The sequence below is a fragment of the Maritimibacter alexandrii genome (genome assembly GCF_005871115.1).
Taxonomy (GTDB): Bacteria; Pseudomonadota; Alphaproteobacteria; order Rhodobacterales; family Rhodobacteraceae; genus Maritimibacter; species Maritimibacter alkaliphilus.
In genome coordinates this window covers 159,468-180,822 of sequence record NZ_SWKQ01000014.1, presented here as the reverse complement: position 1 = coordinate 180,822, position 21,355 = coordinate 159,468, and the positions used below count along the sequence as shown (strand labels likewise).

At 65.9% G+C, this 21,355-nt stretch carries 23 protein-coding genes; 15 read left to right on the top strand and 8 right to left on the bottom strand.

What is annotated here, in order from left to right; all coding sequences use genetic code 11:
* The first annotated feature begins 81 nt into the window (after nt 1-81).
* The 14 genes from FCT00_RS17535 (at nt 82) to FCT00_RS17470 (ending at nt 12,063) form a co-directional block, all read left to right on the top strand.
* Nucleotides 82-1,278, top strand: a complete 1,197-nt coding sequence (locus tag FCT00_RS17535; protein ID WP_138424050.1) for a phage portal protein — start codon at nt 82-84, stop codon at nt 1,276-1,278.
* A complete protein-coding gene (locus FCT00_RS17530; RefSeq protein ID WP_235889162.1) occupies nt 1,271-1,876 on the top strand; it encodes an HK97 family phage prohead protease in 606 nt (201 codons plus the stop codon). The genes FCT00_RS17535 and FCT00_RS17530 overlap by 8 nt, the downstream gene beginning before the upstream one ends.
* Complete coding sequence (locus FCT00_RS17525; protein ID WP_008329388.1) at nt 1,873-3,075, top strand: phage major capsid protein; 1,203 nt, start codon at nt 1,873-1,875, stop codon at nt 3,073-3,075. The genes FCT00_RS17530 and FCT00_RS17525 overlap by 4 nt, the downstream gene beginning before the upstream one ends.
* A gap of 156 nt (nt 3,076-3,231) precedes the next feature.
* Nucleotides 3,232-3,825, top strand: a complete 594-nt coding sequence (locus tag FCT00_RS17520) for a head-tail connector protein (RefSeq protein WP_138424048.1) — start codon at nt 3,232-3,234, stop codon at nt 3,823-3,825.
* Nucleotides 3,822-4,160, top strand: coding sequence for a phage head closure protein (locus tag FCT00_RS17515; protein WP_008329384.1), 339 nt, complete (start codon nt 3,822-3,824; stop codon nt 4,158-4,160). The genes FCT00_RS17520 and FCT00_RS17515 overlap by 4 nt, the downstream gene beginning before the upstream one ends.
* The gene (locus FCT00_RS17510; protein ID WP_008329382.1) at nt 4,157-4,567 is read left to right on the top strand and encodes a DUF3168 domain-containing protein; all 411 of its coding nucleotides are present in this window, start codon (nt 4,157-4,159) and stop codon (nt 4,565-4,567) included. The genes FCT00_RS17515 and FCT00_RS17510 overlap by 4 nt, the downstream gene beginning before the upstream one ends.
* Before the next feature lie 23 nt (nt 4,568-4,590).
* Nucleotides 4,591-5,004 carry a phage major tail protein, TP901-1 family gene (locus FCT00_RS17505; protein WP_138424047.1) on the top strand — a complete coding sequence of 138 codons (414 nt, stop codon included), beginning with the start codon at nt 4,591-4,593 and terminating at the stop codon, nt 5,002-5,004.
* A 1-nt stretch (nt 5,005) separates the two neighbouring features.
* A complete protein-coding gene (locus FCT00_RS17500) occupies nt 5,006-5,320 on the top strand; it encodes a gene transfer agent family protein (protein WP_138424046.1) in 315 nt (104 codons plus the stop codon).
* Nucleotides 5,317-5,535 (top strand): rcc01693 family protein, encoded by a 219-nt coding sequence (locus tag FCT00_RS17495; RefSeq protein WP_008329376.1) that lies wholly within the window; start codon nt 5,317-5,319, stop codon nt 5,533-5,535. Before FCT00_RS17500 ends, FCT00_RS17495 begins: the two co-directional genes overlap by 4 nt.
* A complete protein-coding gene (locus FCT00_RS17490) occupies nt 5,522-6,181 on the top strand; it encodes a phage tail tape measure protein (protein ID WP_008329373.1) in 660 nt (219 codons plus the stop codon). The genes FCT00_RS17495 and FCT00_RS17490 overlap by 14 nt, the downstream gene beginning before the upstream one ends.
* A 10-nt stretch (nt 6,182-6,191) precedes the next feature.
* A complete protein-coding gene (locus tag FCT00_RS17485; RefSeq protein ID WP_138424045.1) occupies nt 6,192-6,824 on the top strand; it encodes a DUF2460 domain-containing protein in 633 nt (210 codons plus the stop codon).
* Entirely contained in the window at nt 6,824-7,711 is an 888-nt protein-coding gene (locus FCT00_RS17480; RefSeq protein ID WP_138424044.1) for a DUF2163 domain-containing protein, read from the top strand. The genes FCT00_RS17485 and FCT00_RS17480 overlap by 1 nt, the downstream gene beginning before the upstream one ends.
* Nucleotides 7,708-8,130 carry an NlpC/P60 family protein gene (locus FCT00_RS17475; RefSeq protein ID WP_138424043.1) on the top strand — a complete coding sequence of 141 codons (423 nt, stop codon included), beginning with the start codon at nt 7,708-7,710 and terminating at the stop codon, nt 8,128-8,130. The genes FCT00_RS17480 and FCT00_RS17475 overlap by 4 nt, the downstream gene beginning before the upstream one ends.
* 3 nt (nt 8,131-8,133) lie before the next feature.
* Nucleotides 8,134-12,063, top strand: coding sequence for a baseplate multidomain protein megatron (locus tag FCT00_RS17470; RefSeq protein WP_138424042.1), 3,930 nt, complete (start codon nt 8,134-8,136; stop codon nt 12,061-12,063).
* A gap of 6 nt (nt 12,064-12,069) precedes the next feature.
* On the opposite strand, the gene FCT00_RS17465 is transcribed toward FCT00_RS17470, so the two are convergent.
* From FCT00_RS17465 to FCT00_RS17455, 3 genes are all read right to left on the bottom strand, one after another.
* Nucleotides 12,070-13,074, bottom strand: coding sequence for a lysophospholipid acyltransferase family protein (locus FCT00_RS17465; protein WP_138424041.1), 1,005 nt, complete (start codon nt 13,072-13,074; stop codon nt 12,070-12,072).
* Nucleotides 13,067-14,311: a cytochrome P450 gene (locus tag FCT00_RS17460; RefSeq protein ID WP_008329362.1), complete on the bottom strand. Its 1,245-nt coding sequence runs from the start codon at nt 14,309-14,311 to the stop codon at nt 13,067-13,069. The genes FCT00_RS17465 and FCT00_RS17460 overlap by 8 nt, the downstream gene beginning before the upstream one ends.
* A gap of 299 nt (nt 14,312-14,610) precedes the next feature.
* Nucleotides 14,611-14,970, bottom strand: a complete 360-nt coding sequence (locus FCT00_RS17455) for a TraR/DksA family transcriptional regulator (RefSeq protein ID WP_138424040.1) — start codon at nt 14,968-14,970, stop codon at nt 14,611-14,613.
* 69 nt (nt 14,971-15,039) lie between these two features.
* Between FCT00_RS17455 and cysE the strand changes: the two genes are divergently transcribed.
* Nucleotides 15,040-15,855 carry a serine O-acetyltransferase gene (gene cysE, locus FCT00_RS17450; RefSeq protein WP_040885469.1) on the top strand — a complete coding sequence of 272 codons (816 nt, stop codon included), beginning with the start codon at nt 15,040-15,042 and terminating at the stop codon, nt 15,853-15,855.
* A 773-nt stretch (nt 15,856-16,628) separates the two neighbouring features.
* On the opposite strand, the gene FCT00_RS17445 is transcribed toward cysE, so the two are convergent.
* From FCT00_RS17445 to FCT00_RS17425, 5 genes are all read right to left on the bottom strand, one after another.
* On the bottom strand, nt 16,629-16,946 hold the full coding sequence (locus FCT00_RS17445) for a hypothetical protein (protein ID WP_008329351.1): 318 nt from the start codon (nt 16,944-16,946) through the stop codon (nt 16,629-16,631).
* A 104-nt stretch (nt 16,947-17,050) separates the two neighbouring features.
* Nucleotides 17,051-18,373, bottom strand: coding sequence for a pyruvate dehydrogenase complex dihydrolipoamide acetyltransferase (locus tag FCT00_RS17440; RefSeq protein WP_138424039.1), 1,323 nt, complete (start codon nt 18,371-18,373; stop codon nt 17,051-17,053).
* A gap of 12 nt (nt 18,374-18,385) precedes the next feature.
* Nucleotides 18,386-19,789 (bottom strand): pyruvate dehydrogenase complex E1 component subunit beta, encoded by a 1,404-nt coding sequence (locus tag FCT00_RS17435; RefSeq protein WP_138424038.1) that lies wholly within the window; start codon nt 19,787-19,789, stop codon nt 18,386-18,388.
* Between the two features lie 24 nt (nt 19,790-19,813).
* Nucleotides 19,814-20,803: a pyruvate dehydrogenase (acetyl-transferring) E1 component subunit alpha gene (gene pdhA / locus FCT00_RS17430; RefSeq protein WP_008329342.1), complete on the bottom strand. Its 990-nt coding sequence runs from the start codon at nt 20,801-20,803 to the stop codon at nt 19,814-19,816.
* A gap of 274 nt (nt 20,804-21,077) precedes the next feature.
* On the bottom strand, nt 21,078-21,344 hold the full coding sequence (locus tag FCT00_RS17425; RefSeq protein WP_138424037.1) for an FtsB family cell division protein: 267 nt from the start codon (nt 21,342-21,344) through the stop codon (nt 21,078-21,080).
* Between the last annotated feature and the right edge of the window lie 11 nt (nt 21,345-21,355).

The window sequence follows — 21,355 nt, the reverse complement described above, 5'->3', positions numbered from 1 at the left end:
CGCCGTGACGGGGCAAGCGCCCCACGCGGACGGGACAGATGTGCGGGCAAGACCCGCGAACGGAACGAGGAGCACGCGCCGATGGCGGTATTCGATTTCCTGAAGAAGGGCCCGGTTGCGCCCGCCGAGACCAAGGCTTCGGCCACCGGTCCGGTGATCGCCTATCGCGGCTCGGGCCGCGTCGTCTGGGGCCCGCGCGACACCGTGAACCTGACGAAGAACGGCTTCACCGGGAACCCGGTCGGCTTTCGCGCGGTCAAGCTGATCGCGGAAGCCGCCGCTGCCCTGCCGCTCGTGCTTCAGGACACGTTCCAACGCTACGAGACGCACCCGGTGCTCGATCTGGTGACCCGGCCGAACCCGGCGCAGGGCCGCGCCGAGCTGCTGGAGGCGCTGTTCGGCCAGGTGCTGTTGTCCGGCAACGGCTATGTCGAGGCGGTGGGCGGCGATGTCGGCGTGCCGATGGAATTGCATGTGCTGCGCTCGGACCGCATGAGCCTCGTCCCCGGCGCCGATGGCTGGCCGGTGGCCTATGACTACACCGTGGGCGCGCGCAAACATCGGTTCAACATCGGCGAGGGCCTGTCGCCCATCTGCCATGTGCGCACGTTCCACCCGCAGGACGATCACTACGGCCTGTCCCCGATGCAGGCGGCGGCGAGTGCGCTGGACGTGCACAATTCGGCCACCGCCTGGTCCAAGGCGCTGCTCGACAACGCCGCGCGGCCTTCGGGCGCGATCGTTTATTCGGGCAGCGACGGGCAGGGGACGCTGACCCCGGATCAATACGATCGGCTGCTGAACGAAATGGAGGCGCATCACATCGGCGCGCGCAATGCCGGGCGTCCGATGCTGCTGGAAGGCGGGCTCGACTGGAAGCCGATGGGGTTCAGCCCGTCGGACATGGAATTCCAGAAGACCAAGGAGGCCGCCGCGCGTGAGATCGCGACCGCTTTCGGCGTGCCGCCCATGCTGCTCGGCATCCCCGGCGATGCGACCTATGCGAATTATCAGGAAGCGAACCGGGCGTTCTACCGCCTGACGGTGCTGCCGCTCGCCTCCAAGGTCGCCGCGACCCTGTCGCATTGGCTGTCGGGCTTCGCAGGCGAAACCGTGACGCTGAAACCCGACCTCGACCAGGTGCCCGCGCTTGCCGCCGAGCGCGACCAGCAATGGGCGCGGGTGACGCAGGCCGATTTCCTGACGAACGACGAGAAACGCAGCCTTCTGGGTCTGCCGCCGCTCACACCCCCCACCGAGGAGACCGAGGATGAGTGATTATCACATGCCGTTCTGGTTGGAGCACAAGTTCGTCGCCCTTGGCGAGACGCAGGAGGTCACCGATGGCATCGCCATCGAAGGCTACGCGAGTTTCTTCGGCGAGGCCGACCGGGGTGGCGATATCGTCCAGAAAGGCGCCTATGCCGCCTGCCTGACGGCGCTCGCCCGTGACGGCGGGCACGTCAAGATGCTCTGGCAGCACGATCCGGCCCAGCCCATCGGGGTCTGGGACGAGGTGCGCGAGGATGCGCGCGGGCTTTACGTCAAGGGCCGCATTCTGACCGACATCGCCAAGGGGCGCGAGGCGGCGAGACTGATCGAGGCCGGGGCCATCGACGGGCTGTCCATCGGCTATCGCACCGTCAGGGCCGCCAAGAACGACCGGGGCCAACGGCTCCTCACCGAACTGGAGCTGTGGGAGGTGTCTCTCGTGACCTTTCCCATGCTGCCCAGTGCGCGGGTCGGGGCCAAGGGCGATGCGCCCGAGGATGCCGGCTTTCGCCAACTGGCGCACATCATCGACGATGCGCGCCTGATGCTGACCCGGCACAGCTCGGGCGGCGATCACACCCTCTCTCGCAACAGGACCGAATGATGACGAAAGAGACCAAGGCGCACGCGCCGTCGGACATGCCGCAGACGGCGGGCCCGGCTGGGGAGGTGAAGACCGCCCTGACGCGTTTCGTGAGCGAAATCAGGTCGTTCAACGACGACATTGAGACCAGACTTCAACAACAGGAAGAGCGACTGACCATGCTGGATCGTAAATCCCTTTCCCCCGCGCGCCCGGTTCTGTCCCGGACCGCCGACACCGAGGCCCCGCACCAGAAAGCCTTCGAAGCCTACGTGCGTTCGGGTGACGACGATGCCCTGCGCGGTATCGTGATCGAAGAGAAAAGCCTGTCGACCGCCGTTGCGGGTGACGGTGGCTATCTGGTCGACCCCAAGACGGCGGACGTGATCCAGAGCGTGCTGCGCTCGAACGCCTCGCTGCGCGCCGTGGCCAACGTGGTGAACGTCGAGTCCACGTCCTATGACGTGCTGATCGACCACGGCGACCTCGGCTCCGGCTGGGCGACCGAGACCGATCCGTCGTCCGAGACCGCGACGCCGAGCATCGAACGCATCACCATCCCGTTGCACGAGCTTTCGGCGCTGCCCAAGGCGTCGCAGCGGCTGCTGGACGACAGCGCCTTCGACATCGAAACCTGGCTGGCCAGCCGGATCGCGGACAAGTTCGCGCGTGCCGAAGCGGCGGCATTCGTTTCGGGCGACGGGGTGGACAAGCCCACCGGCTTTCTCACCCACCCGACGGTGGACGAGGATGTCTGGACCTGGGGCAACATCGGCTATGTCGTGTCCGGCGCGGACGGCACGTTCAACGGGATCGACCCGGCGGATTGCCTGTTCGATCTGATCTACGCGCTGGATGCCGAATACCGCGCGGGCGCGTCCTTCGTGATGAACTCCAAGACCGCGGGCGCGGTGCGCAAACTCAAGGATGCCGATGGCCGGTTCCTGTGGTCCGACGGTCTGGCCGCCGAGGCGCCTGCGCGTCTCGCGGGTTATCCGGTGCTGATCGTCGAGGACATGCCGGATATCGCCTCGGGCTCCATGTCCATCGCCTTCGGGGATTTCCACGCGGGCTATACCGTGGCCGAACGCCCCGACACCCGCATCCTGCGCGACCCGTTCTCGGCCAAGCCGCACGTGCTGTTCTACGCGACCAAGCGTGTCGGCGGCGACGTGAGCGATTTCGCCGCGATCAAGCTGCTCAAATTCGCGACCTCGTAAGTCAGCGGACCGTCGCATCCGTCCGGACCGGGCGGGTGCGGCGATGGGCGCGCGCCCAAACCTCCTTGCCGTCCTGCTGCTCCCCCTCCGTCCGGGCGGCTTGGAAGGCGCGCGCCCTACCATCGATGCGAGGGGCCCGAATTTCGGAGTAAATCCATGATGCTAGTCGAGCAGACCACGATCGAGAGCAGCGCCCTGCCGGTCTGGGCGTTCAAGGAGCACCTTCGGCTCGGCACAGGGTTCGCCGACGACGACGTGCAGGAAAGCGTGCTCGGGTCCTACCTGCGGGCGGCCATTGCGGCGATCGAGGCGCGCACGACCAAGGCGACGCTGACGCGGGCCTTCGCGTTCACGACGACCGCATGGCGCGACCTTGCCTCCCAGACGCTGCCCATCGCGCCGGTCTCGGCGATCCATGCGCTGACCATCGTCGACCGCTACGGCGACGAAGAGGTGGTCGATCCGGCGCGCTATGCGCTTGTGCCCGACACGCATCGGCCCCGGCTGGTGTCCACAGGGTTCCTGCTGCCGCCGATCCCGGTGAACGGCAAGGCGTTGATCTCGTTCGACGCCGGGTTCGGCCCGACCTGGGGCGACCTGCCGGGCGATCTGTGCCACGCAATCATCCTGTTGGCGGCCCAGTATTACGAGGACCGCGCAGATCCCGCCGCCGACCGTCTGCCGAGCGACGTGACCGCGCTGACCGAACGCTACCGCGATCTGCGTATCTTCGGCGGGGGGCGGGCATGAAGGCGCCGGTTCTCAATCGCAGGCTCACGCTGGAAGAGCCGGTCGACGTGGCCGACGGGGCCGGGGGCTTCACCCGCACCTGGGTCGAGCTCGGCGCGCTCTGGGCGAATATCAAGGCGGGCACCGGGCGCGAACGCGCGGTCGAGAGCATGACCGCCTCCACGATCTCGTGGAAAATCACGGTGCGCGCCGCCCCGCATGGGTCGCCATCCCGACCCAAGCCGGAGCAGCGGTTCCGGGCCGGAGCGCGGCTTTTCCGTATCGTCGCGGTGGCCGAGGCGGATCATTCCGCACGGTACCTGACCTGCTTCGCGCAAGAGGAGGTGTCGGTATGAGCTATGGCACGGCGCTGGCGCTGCAACAGGCGATTTATCAAAGGCTTACGGCGGACAGTTCACTCGCGTCCCTCGTGGGAACCGCGATCTACGACGCGGTGCCGCCGGGACTGACCGGGGTGACCTACGTGGCGCTCGGACCCGAGGACGTGCGCGATGCGGCGGATGGGTCTGACCACGGCGCGCTGCACGAGGTGACGATCTCGGTCGTCTCGGATGCCGCCGGGTTCACCACGGCGAAACAGGTTGCGGCGGCGGTGTCCGACGCGCTTGTCGATGCCTCGCTGATCCTGTCGCGGGGCAAACTCGTCTCGCTCAATTTCCACCGTGCCCGGGCGCGCCGGGTGCAGGACGCCGACATGCGGCGCATCGATCTGCGCTTTCGGGCGCGGGTCGAAGATAGCTGACCTCACACCAACGGAGACCTGTCATGACCGCACAGAACGGCAAAGACCTACTCATCAAGATCGACATGGACGACACCGGCAACTTCTCGACCCTCGCGGGCCTGCGCGCGACGCGGATCAGCCTGAACGCCGAAAGCGTCGATGTCACCTCGCTCGAAAGCCAGGGCGGCTGGCGTGAGCTGCTTGGCGGCGCGGGGGTGAAATCCGCGTCGATCGCCGGATCGGGCATCTTCAAGGATGACGCGACCGATGCCCGCGCGCGCCAGATCTTCTTCGACGGCGAAGTGCCGGACTTTCAGGTGATCGTCCCCGACTTCGGCATCCTTCAGGGCGCTTTCATGATTACCGGCATCGAATACGCCGGGAGCCACAACGGGGAGGCGACGTTCGAGATGTCGATGGCCTCGGCGGGCGAACTCAGCTTCACGGCGCTCTGACATGGCCAATCCGTGGACGGGTGAGGTGGCGCTGACCATCGACGGGGAGCGGCGGGTGCTCAAGCTGACGCTCGGGGCGCTTGCGGAACTCGAAGAGCGGCTGGGGGCCGACAGCCTTCTGGCCCTCGTCGAGCGGTTCGAGGGCGGGCGGTTTTCGGCGCGTGACGTGATCGCGGTGCTGGTCGCCGGCCTGCGCGGTGGCGGACACGGGGCGATGGATCTTGCCGCCGCCGAAATCGCGGGTGGCCCGATGGAGGCCGCCCGCGTGGCCGGGCAACTTATCGTGCGCGCCTTCAGCCTGCCGGAGGTGGAATGAGCGGCTTCGACTGGTCGGGCCTGATGCGGCTGGGGATGCGCGGGCTGGGCCTGCGCCCCCATGAGTTCTGGGCGCTCACGCCCGCCGAACTCACGCTGATGCTGGGCCGGGACGGGGCGGCGGGGCCGCTTGACCGGGCGCGGCTGGAAGATCTGGCGCGGGCTTTTCCCGATACGCCCGCAGATACAGGAGAGATGACCGATGGCGGACATTGAAAGCCTTGATGCATTCGACGATCAGGTGGCGGCGCTGGAAGGCTCGCTTCAGGGGGCGACCGCGCTGACCGCGCATTTCTCGGCCGAGATCGAACGGGTGGGCGCGACCTTCGACAAGCTCAATACCGATGTGTCGGGGCTGTCTTCCGGCATGACACGGGGGCTGCGCAAGTCACTGGACGGGCTGGTCTATGGGTCGATGAACGCCGAGCAGGCACTGCAATCGCTGGGCCGGTCGATGCTGGACACGGTCTACGACGCCGCCGTGTCGCCGCTTGTCAGCCATTTCGGCGGCATTCTGGGGCAGGGGCTGGGCACGGTGATGAACGCCTTTCTGCCCTATGCCAACGGCGGGGCCTTTGCCCAGGGCCGCGTCATGCCTTTCGCCAACGGCGGGATCGTGAACGGCCCGGTGTCTTTTCCCATGCGCGGGGCCACGGGCCTCATGGGCGAGGCGGGGCCTGAGGCGATCATGCCGCTGACCCGTGGCCGCGACGGCAAGCTGGGCGTGCGCGCCGAGGGTGGCCGATCCGTCAACGTCACCATGAACATCACGACGCCGGATGCGGAAAGTTTCCGCCGTTCGCAGGGGCAGGTCGCCGCACAGGTTAACCGGATGCTCGGGCGCGGGCGTCGCTATAGCTGAGGAGGGTGCCATGAGTTTCCACGAGGTTAGATTTCCCCCCAACCTGAGTTTCGGCTCGGTCGGCGGGCCGGAGCGGCGCACCGAGGTCGTCACGCTCGCCAACGGGTTCGAAGAGCGGAACACGCCGTGGGCGCACAGCCGCCGCCGCTATGACGCGGGGATGGGGATGCGTTCGCTCGACGATATCGAGGTGCTGATCGCGTTCTTCGAGGCGCGGCGCGGGCAGCTTTTCGGGTTCCGCTGGAAAGACTGGTCCGACTACAAGTCGAGCCTGCCGTCGAAAGACCCCGAGCACATGGATCAACGTCTGGCCACAGGCGACGGCGAGACGACCGTCTTTCAGGTGATCAAGACCTATGAGAGCGGGGCAAGCAACTACGCCCGCCCGATCCGCAAACCGGTGGCGGGCAGCGTCAAGATCGGGCTGGCGGGCGATCCCAAGATCGAGACCATCGATTACACCGTGAACACCGCCACTGGCGAGGTGACGTTCATGAACCCGCCCCCCATCGGGGCCGAGATCACGGCGGGGTTCGAGTTCGACGTGCCCGTGCGGTTCGACACCGACCGCATCCAGACCTCGGTCGCCTCATTTCAGGCGGGCGACGTGCCGAACGTGCCGGTGGTGGAGGTGCGGGTCTGATGGCATTGACCGAAGACTTTCTGGACCACCTGCAATCCGGGCTGACCACGTTGGCGCGGTGCTGGCTGCTTCGTCGCAAGGATGGCTGGGTGCGCGGGTTCACCGATCACGACACTGACGTTGTCTTTGCCGGTGTGACGTTTCGCGCCGACACGGGGCTGACGGCGCATGCGCTGATGCAGACCACCGGGCTTGCCATCGACAACACCGAGGCGCTGGGCGCTCTGTCGGACGCTTCTGTGACCGAGGCCGACATTCGCGCGGGCCGTTTCGACGGGGCCGAGGTCGAGGCGTGGCTGGTGAACTGGGCCAATCCCGACGAGCGGCTGTTGCAGTTTCGCGGATCTCTGGGCGAGATCACACGCTCGGGCGGGGCGTTCCGGGCCGAATTGCTGGGGCTGACCGAAACGCTGAACCGCCCGCAGGGTCGGGTCTATCAATCGGCCTGCTCGGCGGTTCTGGGCAACGGGCGTTGCGGCTTCGACACGAACCAGCCGGGATTTTCCGAGGAGCTGGCGGTGGTCGCCATCGAAGACGATGTGCGTTTCACCCTCGACGGGGCGGACGAACAGCCTGAGCGGTGGTTCGAGAAAGGGCGCTTTGCCGTGCTGGACGGAGGCGCGGCGGGTCTTGTCGGTGTCATCAAGAACGATGGGATCGGGGCCGGGGGCCGGGTGGTCGAACTGTGGCAGGCCCTGCGCGCGCCGATGCGCGTGGGCGACCGCGTTCGGATCGAGGCGGGCTGCGACAAGCGGCACCAGACTTGCCGCGACCGCTTCGACAATATCGTGAACTTCCGGGGCTTTCCCCACATTCCCGGCGAGGATCGGCTGTTGTCGGTCCCGGTGCAGGGGACGACGGTGGATGAAACCGGGGGCGGCAAGTGATCCGGTCCGATGCGCTGGCCGAGGCGCGGACATGGATCGGCACGCCCTATCGCCATCAGGCCTCCTGCAAGGGGGCTGGCACCGATTGTCTTGGCCTCATTCGTGGCATTTGGCGCGCGCTTTATGGGGGGGAGCCGGTGGCGATCCCGCCCTACACGCCCGACTGGTCGGAGCCGTCGCGTGACGAGGTGCTCATGCGCACCGCCACCGCGCTTCTGACCCGCGTCGAGCGCCCCAAACCCGGCGACGTTCTGTTGTTCCGGATGCGGGACAAGGGGGTGGCGAAGCACCTCGGCGTGCTCGCGACGCCCGAGACCTTCATCCACGCCTATTCCGGTCACGGGGTCGTCGAAAGCTCGCTTTCCGCCCCGTGGCGTCGCCGCATCGTCGGCACGTTCCGTTTTCCCGAAAGGGGGTAGCATATGGCCACCATCGTTCTGTCCGCCATCGGCGCGGGCCTTGGCGCATCCATCGGCGGCTCGGTTCTGGGCCTGTCCTCGGTCGTGATCGGCCGCGCGGTCGGCGCCATCGCCGGGCGCATGATCGACAACCGCTTGATGAGCACCGGGTCCGAGCCGGTCGAAACCGGCAAGGTCGACCGCCTGCGCATTACCGGGGTGTCCGAAGGCGCGCCCGTGGGGCAGCTCTATGGCCGCTACCGGACGGGCGGTCAGGTGATCTGGTCGGGCAGGGTGCGCGAGAACCGGACCATCACGGATGGCGAGGCGCAGGGGTCGGGCAAGGGCTTCCTCGCCCCCAAGGGGCCGACGGTGACCGAGTATTCCTATTCCGTGTCGCTCGCCATCGCGCTGTGCGAGGGCGAGATCACTCATGTCGGCCGGATCTGGGCGGACGGGAAAGAGGTGAAGCCCAAGCACCTGACGATGCGCGTCTATCCGGGGGACGAGGCGCAGATGCCCGATCCCGCGCTCGAGGCCGCGCTGGGCGCGGGCAAGACACCCGCGTTTCGCGGCACCGCCTATGTGGTGATCGAAAACCTCGACATCACGCAATACGGCAATCGCATCCCGGTCTTCAATTTCGAGGTGTTCCGCCCCGAACAGCCCGGCGAGGCCCCGGACCTTGCCCGCGGGACCAAGGCGGTCGCGATGATCCCCGGCTGCGGGGAATATGCGCTGGCGACGGATGTGGTGCATTTCGGCGGCGAGCCGGCAAGACGGACGCCCGCGAACAAGCACACACCGCTGGGCAAACCGGATTTCGAGGCGTCGCTTGGTATGCTCGAGGGCGAATTGCCCAACTGCGAGTCCGTGTCGCTGGTCGTGTCATGGTTCGGGACCGATCTGCGCGCGGACCAGTGCGAGATCGCGCCGCGCGTGGATCAGAAGGACCGGGACGGGATCAAGATGCCGTGGCAGGTCTCGGGACTGGACCGGGACGGGGCGTCGCTGGTGCCCTATGAGGGGGACCGCGCGGTCTATGGCGGCACGCCCACCGATTTCTCGGTCTATCAGGCCATCGTGCGGCTGAAAGAGGCGGGGAAGGCGGTCACGTTCTATCCCTTCATCCTGATGGAGCAGATGGAGGGCAATGGGCTGACCGATCCGTGGTCGGGTGCGGCAAGCCAGCCGAAACTGCCGTGGCGCGGGCGGATCACCACGTCGAAGGCGTCGGGGCAGGCAGGCTCGCCCGATGGGACGGCGGCGGCCGAGGCCGAGGTTGCGGCGTTCTTCGGTAATGCCCAGCCGCATCACTTCATCCCGGTCGAGGGCACGGTGAACTATATCGGCCCCTATGAATGGTCCTATCGCCGGATGATCCTGCACTACGCCACGATCTGCGCGCAGGCGGGCGGGGTCGAGGCGTTCCTGATCGGGTCGGAACTGCGCGGCCTCACCCAGATCCGGGGGGCAGGGAACAGCTTTCCGGTGGTCGAGCAGTTGCAGGCGCTGGCGAATGATGTCCGCCTGATCCTTGGGCCGAGCGTCAAGATCAGCTATGCCGCCGACTGGTCGGAATACTTCGGATATCACCCGCAGGACGGGTCGGGCGACGTGTTCTTTCACCTCGACGCGCTGTGGTCCGACCCGAACATCGATTTCATCGGCATCGACAACTACATGCCCGTGTCCGACTGGCGCGAGGGGGGGGATCACGCGGACGCGCATTGGGGGTCCATCTACAACCTCGACTACCTGAAATCGAACGTGATGGGGGGCGAGGGATACGACTGGTACTACCACGCGCCCGAGGCGCGCGAGGTGCAGCTTCGCACCCCGATCACCGACGGGGCGCACAATGAGCCGTGGGTCTGGCGTTACAAGGACATCCGGGGCTGGTGGGAAAACGAGCACCACAACCGGATCGGCGGCGTGCGCCAAACCGCGTCGACCGACTGGGTGGCGGGATCGAAACCGATCTGGTTCACCGAATATGGCTGCGCGGCCATCGACAAGGGTACGAACGAGCCGAACAAGTTTCTGGACCCGAAAAGCTCGGAAAGCTCGCTGCCGCGCTATTCCAACGGCCACCGCGACGATTTCATGCAGATGCAATATCTGCGGGCGGTGCGCGAGTTCTGGGAAGACCCCGCGAACAACCCCGTGCACCAGCTGACGGGCGTCAAGATGATCGACATGGATCGCGCCCATGTCTGGGCCTGGGATGCGCGCCCGTTTCCGTGGTTCCCGAAAAAGCGGGCCGCCTGGGGGGATTGGGAGAATTACGAAAGGGGCCATTGGCTGAACGGTCGCGCGTCGAACCGCTCGCTCGCCTCGGTCGTGTCCGAGATCTGCACGCGCTCCGGCGTCACGCATTTCGACGTCTCGCGGCTCTATGGTCTGGTGCGCGGCTACATGGTCGATCAGGTGACCGACGCGCGCACGGCGCTTCAGCCGCTGATGCTGGCCTATGGGTTCGAGGCGGCCGAGCGCGAAGGGGTGCTGGAGTTTTTCACCCGCAAGGGCACGCCTGACGGCACGCTTGACCCGGCACGGTTCGTGGCGACCGACGAGATCGAGGGCGATCTGGAGTTCTCGCGCGCCCCCGAGGCTGAGATGGTGGGGCGGGTGCGGCTCAATCACACGGAATCCGAGTCCGCCTATGAGGTGCGGTCGGTCGAGGCGATCTTTCCGGACGAAGAGACGCATTCCGTCTCGTCCTCGGACCTGCCGATGATCCTGACGCAAGCCGAGGCGCGGGGGATCACCGAGCGGTGGCTGGCCGAGGCGCGGGTGGCGCGGGACCGGGCGCGGTTTGCGCTGGCCCCGTCCGACCTGAGTTGGCGGGCGGGCGACGTGGTCGAATTGGAGACCGCCGACGGCACCGGGTATTTCCGCATCGACCATGTCGAACAGGCGGGCGTCCAGATGATTCAGGCGGTGCGGGTCGAACCGGGCGTGCTGACCCCCTCGGACGGAGTCGAGAGCGAGATCGAGCTGGCGGAGTTCACACCTGCCGTGCCGGTCTATCCCGTGTTCCTCGACCTGCCGCTTCTGACTGGGGACGAGACGCCGCATCTGCCGCGCCTTGCCGTGGCGTCGGACCCGTGGCCGGGGCCGGTGGCGGTCTATTCCTCGGCCTCGGAGAACGGCTATTCGCTCAATCAGGTGATCCGCGCGCCGGCCCGGATCGGTGTCACCGAAAGCACGCTGCGCTGGGCACGCCCCGGCCTGATCGACCGGGGGCCGGCCCTGCGCGTGCGGCTGCCGCAGGGGGCGGTGTCTTCGATGGGTTTGGACGGTATCCTGAGCGGGTCCAACGTCGCGGCGATCGGTTTCGGCGACCCGGACGGGTGGGAGGTGTTCCAGTTCTCGGATTCGGTGCTGGTCGAAGAGGACGTATACGAGCTGTCGGGCCGGCTGCGCGGACAGGCCGGGAGCGATTGGGCGATGCCCGCCGAATGGCCGGTGGGGTCGACGGTGGTGTTCCTCGACAGTGCGGTGACGCCGCTCAACCTGCCGCTGTCGGCACGCGGGCTGGAACGGCACTACCGGATCGGACCCGCGTCGGAAACCATCGACGACGAGACCTATGAGCACAGCGTGGTCACCACCTATGGCGTGGGGCTCAGACCCTATACGCCCGCGCATGTTTCCGTGCGGGCATCAGGCGGCGACTACGCGGTCACATGGGTGCGGCGCACGCGGATCGACGGTGATAGCTGGCAGGGGGTCGAAGTGCCGCTGGGCGAGGAAAGCGAATCCTACGTCCTGCGGGTCATCGACGGCGGGTCGGTGAAGCGGGAAGTCGTGGTGACGAGCGCCGCGTGGACCTATTCCGCCGCGATGCAGGCGGCGGACAGCGTGACCGCCCCGTTCGAGATCGAGGTCGCGCAGGTGTCGCAAAGCTTCGGTCCGGGGCCGGGGGCACGGATCGTGGTGGGCGGGTGACCGGGGTCAGGCGTCGCCGATGATGCGGTGGCGCCCCTTGGCAATCGGCTCGGCATTGCGAACCTCGTGCCCCATGTACCATTGCTCGGGCAGCGCGAAGATCCGGCGGCTTGCGATAAGGTCGATCCGGGTCACGGCCTCTTCGAGGCTTTCGTCGCTCAGGACGCTTTCGACGTGGATGTAATGCACCTCGAACCGGCAGCCCTTGAGCCGTTTCGCATGGGTCAGAAGGATCTGCGCCCCGGTCTTGCGCGCCATGCGCACCGCGAAGGCGATGTTGCCGTCGAAACGGACGCCACGCCCAAGCGACGGGCCGCGCACGCCGCCGTGGATGAATTCGTCCGCGAAAATCTGGACCGCGTTGCCCTCGCGCAGCCATTTCATCATCGGGCGGGTTCCGTCGACACCGGCCGGAAACACCTTGCCGCCGAAGCGTTCACGCGCGGTGATGGCGAGCGCGTGGCGAAACCGGCTGTCGGGCGGCTCATAGACCCCCATGATGTTCACACCGTGGGCGATATGGGTGGGGCCCAGAACCTCGAAATTGCCCAGATGCAGTCCGAGCAGGATCAGGGGCCCTCCCTTGACCGTTTCGAGATGTTCCAGCCCGTGAACCGTCACGCGGCCCTTCGGGTAGATGCGGTCGAGCACGGAAAACTCGGTCATCAGGCGCCCGAAGTTCCCGAACCCGTCCTTGACCTTGGCTTCGACCTCGTCGGGTGACCAGTCGGGCCGGATCGCGGACAGCACCGCGCGGAACCGGTTCACGGGAAGTTCGTAGTTGCGCATCCCGACGGTGCGCCCAAGCGTGTCACCGACGCTCGAGCACAGTTCGAGCGGGGCGAGGCGCAGGCCGTAGTGCATGATGTAATCGACGATCCCGTCCCGCGTGTCGCGCAGCCAATAGCGCCGCCAACGCGCGCGTCTGCCGCCGCCTGCCTTGAAGTCTTCCCAGGTCGGCGGCGTTTCCGGGCGCCACCGGCGGGCGGCTTTCTTGACCGGCTTAGCCACGGTCCCGGCGCGGATGGATGGTCACGGGCAGACCGCCGCGCGGACGCAGGGTCAGACGGCACTGGGGCACCACATCGGCACCCTCGGGCACACGCACCCGGAATTGCTGGGCGAGGGTGGCGAGGCACAGAACCGCCTCGACCTGACCGAAGGCGGTCCCGGCGCAGACCCGCGGGCCGACGGCGAAGGGCGTGTAGGCGAAGGGGAACTTGGGCCGCTTGTCGAGGAACCGGTCCGGCTCGAAATTATGCGGGCGCTCCCAGAACTCCTCATGCCGATGCAGAAGCCACGGGATCACGAGGACGAGGCTTTTGGCGTCGATCGGGAACTCGCCGATCATGTCGGCTTCCTTCGCCTGCCGCCCGAGGATCGGGACGGGGGGATAGAGCCTTAGCGTTTCGTCGATGATGGCGCGGGTATATTTCAGCCGGGGCACGTCGGCCAGCGTCGGGGCGCGCCCGCCCAGAACCTCGTCCAACTCGCGGTGAAGCTGGTCTTCGGCCCATTCGGCGCGCGACAGCAGATACCAGGCCCATGTCAGGGTGGCCGCCGTGGTTTCGTGCCCGGCCATGAAGATCGTCGCGGCCTCGTTGCGCAGTTCGACCGGGGTCATCGGCTTGTCCGTGCGCGGATCGACCGACTTCATCAGCATGGCGATCATGGAATTCGGGTCGCCGCGACCCGACAGGTGATGCGCGATCAGCTCGTCGATCACCCGGTGCACACGCGCGATCGAGGCGCGGCGGCGGGGGCCGGGAAACAGCGGCCAGCCATCGTCCGCACCAAGGAAATAGGCGACGTTGATCTGGTTCACGACCTTCTGGTAGTCGGTGAAGCCTTGGATCACTTCGAGCGTCTTGTCGCGCCCCAGCTTGCTGCCGAACACGGCGCGCGCGATGATTTCAGCCGTCAGATCGGCCATTTCCACCAGCGCGTCCACTTGTGCCCCGTCGCCCATCTGGTGCCAGTGCTGCGCCAATTCCTCGGTCGCGTCGACCATGACCGGCGCGAAGATGTCGAGTTTCCGGCGGTGAACGGTCGCCGCGACCTCGCGCCGCCGGAACTGCCACGTCTCGCCGTCGGAGATGAACAGGCCGTCGCCCAGAAGCTGCTCCAGCGCGCGGCGTTGCTGCGGGGCTTTGCGTTCGTAGTTGTCGTGGTTCTTCACCATCACATGCTGAATGGCATGGGGGTTGTTCAGGATCGTGACCTGACGCCCGAAAATGCGGGTCGGCATGATCTTGTAGTCGTAGGCCTCGTTCCACCACAGGCTCAGAAGGTCGCGCCGGGCCAGACGAATGAATTCGGACGGGCGGGGCTGCGCGGGCGCGGGCCTTGGGTAGACGGGGATCAGATGGTCCGCGCCGATATGTTCGACAATCGCGTTTATGTGACGAGCCTTCCGAGTGGGCGGGGCTGAGGGGCGGACGTGGCGACCGCGTTTCGGAACCCCCGGGCAAATTTGGCGCTAGGTGCCTTTTTTCTGACCGGAAGGTCAAGCGTCACGCGGCGTTCCGGCCAAGGGGCGTGTCGTGTTCAGCCGCCTGTTGCGCAGGAAATACAGGTCGGCACGGCAGGGTCGAAATCGAGCCGGCCCTTCGCGATCTCCTCTCCACATTCGGTGCAGTATCCATATTCGCCGTCCTCCATCCGTGCGAATGCGGCGGCGATCCGACTGCGCTGGGCCTCGCGGCGGGCGGCGGTCGCCCGCGCCATCGCCTGACCCTGAAGCGCGTCCATCCGGCTGAGGCGGCCCACGGACTGCTGGTCCAGCGTCACGGTCTTTTGCCCGTCCGTGCCAAGCCGATCCTCGGCGTCCAGCGCGTCGAGCGCTGCGATCAGGGCGTCGCGGTAACGGGCGAGGGTGGTCTCATCCATCTCGGTGAACCTTTGCATCACCTCTTTGCGTTTGGAATTGCGAGCCTATCTGGGGTAAGACGAGCCAGCAACATGATGGAGGCCCGCATGGCCGAAACGCGAACGAAACCCCGGGCGATCGACCCAGTCTGGGACCGGATCACCTCGGAAGCGCATGAGGCCGTGGCGAAAGAGCCGCTCATGGGCGGGCTGGTTCATGCCTGTATCCTGCACCACAAGACGCTGGAACGGGCGTTGAGTTACCGCATCGCGGCCAAGCTGTGTTCCAACGAAATGTCGATGATGGTCCTGCGCGAAGTCGCGAACGAGGCCTATGACGACGACCCGACGCTGGTCGAGGCGGCGCGCGCCGACCTGAACGCGGTGCTGGAACGCGACCCGGCGACGCTGCGGATGTTGCAGCCGATCCTTTACTACAAGGGCTTTCAGGGGATGCAGGCGCATCGTCTGGCCCATTGGCTTTGGGCCAAGGGGCGCACCGATCTGGCCTATTTCCTGCAAATGCGCTGTTCCGAGGTCTACGGGATCGACATTCACCCGGCGGCCCGGATGGGCAAGGGGATCATGATCGACCACGCCCATTCCATCGTCATCGGCGAGACGGCGGTGGTGGGCGACAACGTGTCGATGCTGCACTCGGTCACGCTGGGCGGCACCGGGAAAGAGGAAGAGGACCGGCATCCCAAGATTGCGGACGAGGTTCTGATCGGGGCCGGGGCCAAGGTTTTGGGCAACATCAAGGTCGGCTGCTGCTCGCGCATCGCGGCCGGTTCGGTCGTGCTGGCCGACGTGCCGCCCGCGACCACCGTGGCGGGCGTGCCGGCCAAGGTGGTGGGCACGGCGGGTTGCGACCACCCGTCGGTTTCGATGAACCAGCTTCTGGGCACCCGCGGCGCAGAGTGACCGCGACCTTAAAGTTGACCGGATGCGGCCTCCTTTGTGGAGGCCGCTTTCATTTTTACAACATATAGTCGGATCGGACGGGAACTTTCGCGCTGCGTTTACCGTTTCTTCAGGGACAGCCCGGCAGGATCGGGCATTCGAAACCCTGGGAGACCAAGTCATGAAGCCCTTTGCCCTCATCACCATCGGTTGGATCGCAGCCAGCGGTGCGCTGGCGATCATCATCTGATCGGACGAAACCTGACTTAAATGGAAAGACCCGCGCAGGCCGATGCGCGGGTCTTTCTATATCCGAGGGGCTGTTCGGGGCAGGCAGAGGAACATCACCGAGAACGGCGATCGCTGTGCCCCGACAGCGGACCATGGGTCGTGAGTGGGCGGAGCAGGTGAAGGCGCGACTGGTTGCGTTCGACCGGCACACCGGCCTTGCCCCTCCGCCTGCGTAGGGTCCGGCAAGCGATTGAGTCTTCGTGATTTTCCGATAACCAGCCGCAACGCCGCGCCGCGCGAGACGCGCCGACAGACGAGTCGTCGAGTCTCATAGGCGAAACCTCGCGCACCCGTGATCTGTGTCAATGACACGCGGATCATTTTGTCTAAAAGTGTGGCCACAACGAAAAGGACAGGGGACAACACCATGCTTCGTTTGTGGATCGCCACAGTACTCGGTTTCGCGGCTCTTTACGCGGTTGCCATCGCGGCCTGAACCGGGCAGCACCGATCAAGGAAAATGGAGCGCTGGGATGGCAGTCCCGCGCTCCTTTCTTTTTGGGTCAGTCCCGCCCGGCCTGTTTCATCACCCGACCGAAATGGCGCGAGAGGAAGAGCGCCATGACAAGGCCACCGGCGGCGCCCGCGATCAGATGTCCGGTGCGCGCCGGGTCGAAGCCCGCCACGGGACAGAAGAGCGCCCATGCGGCCAGCGCATTCGCCGCCCCCCACAGGACATTCACGGGCGGGGCGGACATGCCCACGCCGGGCGGCGACGCAAAGGGCGAAGGGAACGCGCGCCCCTGAACGCCCGCCACGAAATGCGGGATCGCGTTCACGGCGAAGGCGGCTGCGAAGAATACTCCGACAAGTGACCACATGACAGGTTCCTCCTGCCTGCGATCCTGCCGTTGCGGGCGGCCCCGCTCAATGAAAAAGGCCGCGCAGTCGCCCGCGCGGCCCCAATTCCGGCAAGATGGCCCGATCAGGCCAGCATCATCATCGGGTTCTCGAGGTTCTGGACGATCTGCTCAAGAAACTGGGCACCCAGCGCCCCGTCGATCACCCGGTGATCTACGCTGAGGGTCACCGACATGATCGTGGCCACCTCGATCTCGCCCTCGGCGTTCACGATGGGCTTCTTCACCCCGGACCCGACCGCGAGGATCCCGCCATGCGGCGGGTTGATGACCGCGTCGAAGTTGTCGATGCCGAACATCCCGAGGTTCGAGATCGCGAAGCTGCCGCCCTGATATTCATGCGGCGCAAGCTTGCGGTCGCGGGCGCGGGCGGCGAGGTCTTTCATCTCGGCGGAGAGGGCCGAGAGCGACTTCATGTCCGCGTCTTTGAGCACAGGCGTGAACAACCCACCCTCGATGGCGACGGCCACGGCCACGTCGGACGGCTTCAGCTTCAGCACCCGGTCACCGGCCCAGACGGCATTGGCATCCGGCACGGCCTGAAGCGCCAGCGCCGAGGCCTTGATGATGAAGTCGTTGACCGACAGCTTCACGCCGCGCGCTTCGAGCTGTTTGTTGAGCTGCGAACGGAACTTCATCAGCGCGTCCAGCTTGATGTCGCGGCGCAGGTAGAAGTGCGGAATGGTCTGCTTGGCTTCGGTGAGTCGCGCGGCGATGGTCTTGCGCATCCCGTCCAACTTGACCTCTTCGAACTCGCGCCCTTCGTACATCTTAAGCACGGCATCGGTGGACGGTCCCGCAGGCATCGCTCCGCCGCCGCCACCAGCCGGTGCCGCAGCGGGTTTCGCGTCGTCCTTGGCCGGGGCGGCCGAGGGCTTGGCGTCCAGCACGTCGGCCTTGACGATCCGGCCCTTGGGGCCGGAGCCCTTGATCTGCGACAGGTCGAGCCCCTTGTCCTTGGCGATCCGGCGGGCGAGCGGCGAGGCGAAGATGCGCCCGCCCTTGTCGTCTTTGGGTGCGGGGATCGGTCCGGTGGATTTCGGGGTAGGTGCGGCCTCCTCGGTCGCCTTCGGCGCCGCGTCGGCCTTGTCCGAAGACGGTGCCGGGGCCCCGGATGAGGCCTCACCGATGTCGTCGGCGCTTTCGCCCTCTTCCAGCAAAACGGCGATGGGCGTGTTGACCTTCACGCCCTCGCTGCCCGCTTCGACGAGGATCTTGCCGATCACGCCTTCGTCGACGGCTTCGAACTCCATCGTCGCCTTGTCGGTTTCGATCTCGGCCAGCAGGTCACCGGACGAAACGGTGTCGCCCTCTTTCACCAGCCATTTGGCCAGCGTGCCCTCTTCCATCGTGGGCGAGAGGGCGGGCATCAGGATTTCCGTAGGCATCGCGCTCTCTCCTTACTTGTAGCAGACCGACTTGACCGCCTCGACCACCTCGTCGGTGGTGACCAGCGCCAGTTTTTCGAGGTTGGCGGCATAGGGCATGGGCACGTCCTTGCCGGTCATGTTGAGAACCGGGGCGTCGAGGTAGTCAAAGGCTTCCTTCATGATCGTCGCGGACAGGTAGCTGCCGATCGACGGTGTGGGCCAGCCCTCTTCGACGGTCACGCAGCGGTTCGTTTTCTTGACGCTTTCGATGACGGTCTTGGTGTCCATCGGGCGCAGGGTGCGCAGGTCGATGACCTCGGCGGAAATGCCTTCGCCCGCCAGAACCTCGGCGGCTTCGAGCGCGTATTTCATGCCGATCCCGAAGGATACGATGGTCACGTCGTCGCCCTTCTGCCAGATGCGCGCCTTGCCGAAGGGGATGGCGTAGTCATCCAGCTCCGGCACCTCGAACGACTGGCCGTAGAGCAGTTCGTTCTCGAGGAAGACGACCGGCGTGTCACCCCGGATCGCCGTCTTGAGCAGACCCTTGGCGTCGGCGGCGGAGTAGGGCATCGCCACGTGCAGGCCGGGGATCTGGGCATACCATGCCGCATAGTCCTGACTGTGCTGGGCGGCGACGCGGGCGGCGGCGCCGTTGGGGCCACGGAACACGACCGGCACGCTCATCTGGCCGCCGGACATATAGCGCGTCTTGGCGGCGGTGTTGAGGATGTGGTCGATGGCCTGCATCGCGAAGTTGAAGGTCATGAATTCGACGATCGGGCGCAAGGTGCCCATCGCGGCCCCGGTGGCGAGACCGGCGAAGCCATGCTCGGTGATCGGGGTGTCGATCACGCGGCGCTCGCCGAATTCGTCCAGAAGGCCTTGGGTCACCTTGTAGGCGCCCTGATACTCGGCCACTTCCTCGCCCATGACGAATACGGCCTCGTCGGCGCGCATTTCCTCGGCCATCGCGTCGCGCAGGGCTTCGCGGACCGTCTGGGTCTTGAAGGTGGTGCCTTCTGGCACTTCGGGGTCTTCGACCGGCTCAGGCTCGGGCACGGATGCGCCGGGCTGGGTCGACATCGGTTTGGCGGTGTCGGTGTCGTCGAGCGCGTCGCCGGAGGGGGACGGCGCATCCGCCTCGGCGGCGGTCTTGTTCGATCCGGTGTCGATGTCGTCGGCGCTTTCGCCGTCTTCCACCAGCACGGCGATGGGGGTGTTCACCTTCACGCCTTCAGTCCCGGCTTCGATCAGGATCTTGCCCACGGTGCCTTCGTCCACCGCTTCGAATTCCATCGTCGCCTTGTCGGTTTCGATCTCGGCCAGAATGTCGCCGGATTTGACTTCGTCGCCTTCCTTGACGAGCCATTTCCCCAGCGTGCCCTCTTCCATCGTGGGGCTGAGGGCCGGCATGAGAATTTCGGTTGCCATGTCTTTAGTCTCCGTCCCTCGGTCTTATGCGTAAATATCGGTCCAGAGCTCGTCGAGCGCCGGTTCCGGGCTTTCGCGGGCGAAGTCGGCCGCGTCGTTGACGATCTGTTTGATCTCTTTGTCGACCGCCTTGAGGTCGTCTTCCGAGGCGTGCTTGCCCTGGATCAGCAGGTCGCGGACGTGTTCGATCGGGTCCTTCTCGTCGCGCATTTTCTGAACCTCTTCGCGGGTCCGGTATTTCGCCGGGTCCGACATGGAGTGGCCGCGGTAGCGGTAGGTCTTCATCTCGAGGATGTAGGGGCCCTTGCCCGCGCGGCAGTGCGCGATGGCCTTTTCCCCGGCGGCCTTGACCGCGAGCACGTCCATCCCGTCGACCTCTTCGCCTTCGATCCCGTAGGCCGCGCCGCGTTCCCACAGCGACGGCGACTTGGTCGCGCGCTTCATCGAAGTGCCCATGGCGTACTGGTTGTTCTCGATGACGAAGATCACCGGGAGGTCCCAGAGTTCGGCCATGTTATAGGTCTCGGCGACCTGACCCTGGTTGGCGGCGCCATCGCCGAAATAGGTGAAGGTCACGCGGTCGTTGCCGAGGTATTTGTCGGCGAAGGCGAGGCCCGCGCCGATCGGCACCTGCGCGCCGACGATGCCGTGGCCGCCGTAGAAATGCTTTTCGGTCGAGAACATGTGCATCGACCCGCCCTTGCCCTTGGAATACCCGCCTTCGCGGCCCGTCAGCTCGGCCATGACGCCCTTGGGGTCCATCCCGCAGGCCAGCATGTGACCGTGATCGCGGTAGGATGTGACGCGCTTGTCGCCCTCTTCCGCGGCGGCTTCGAGCCCGACGACCACGGCTTCCTGCCCGATGTAGAGGTGGCAGAAGCCCCCGATCAGACCCATGCCGTAAAGCTGGCCTGCCTTTTCTTCGAATCGGCGGATGAGCAGCATCTCGCGGTAATGCTCGAGCAATTCTTCCTTGGATGTGTTTGATTTCTTGGCGCTTTTGGCGGTCGCCATGGGCGTTATCCTCCGCGGTCCTAAAGATAGTTTAGTGTTAAACTATCTCATAAACCATTCTGGCGAAGATTGCGAGTATCGATTTGACGGTGCGTCACATCGTCGATGCGCACGAGTATGGAGGCGTCGTGAAGGTTGTCAAATCGTGCGGCTTGCGCCGCGCATGTCAAGCTTGTCCGCGCAGGGCGCGGCCAAGCGGAAAGGGGCGCTGCCCCTTCGGACGCGTTTGCAGGCAAACACGTCCACCCCGAGGTTTCCTGAAACGAAGAAGGTGTTAGCGCAGCACGACCTCGTCCGCGCGCACGAGGCCCAGAACGTCGCGGGCCTGCTGGTCGAGCAGGTCGAGATCGAGGAAATCGTCCGAGATGCGGCGGGTCTTGTTTTCGAGCGTCGCGATTTCGGCGGCGAGGCGGTCGCGCTCTTTCGCGAGTGTCTGTGCCTCGGCGTCGATACGCACGCGACGAAACAGCCCGTAATCCCCCTGCACGGAGGCGAAGGTGAAATAGGTGCCAGCGGAAATCAGCCCCAGAAGATAGAGCACGCCGCCAAAGC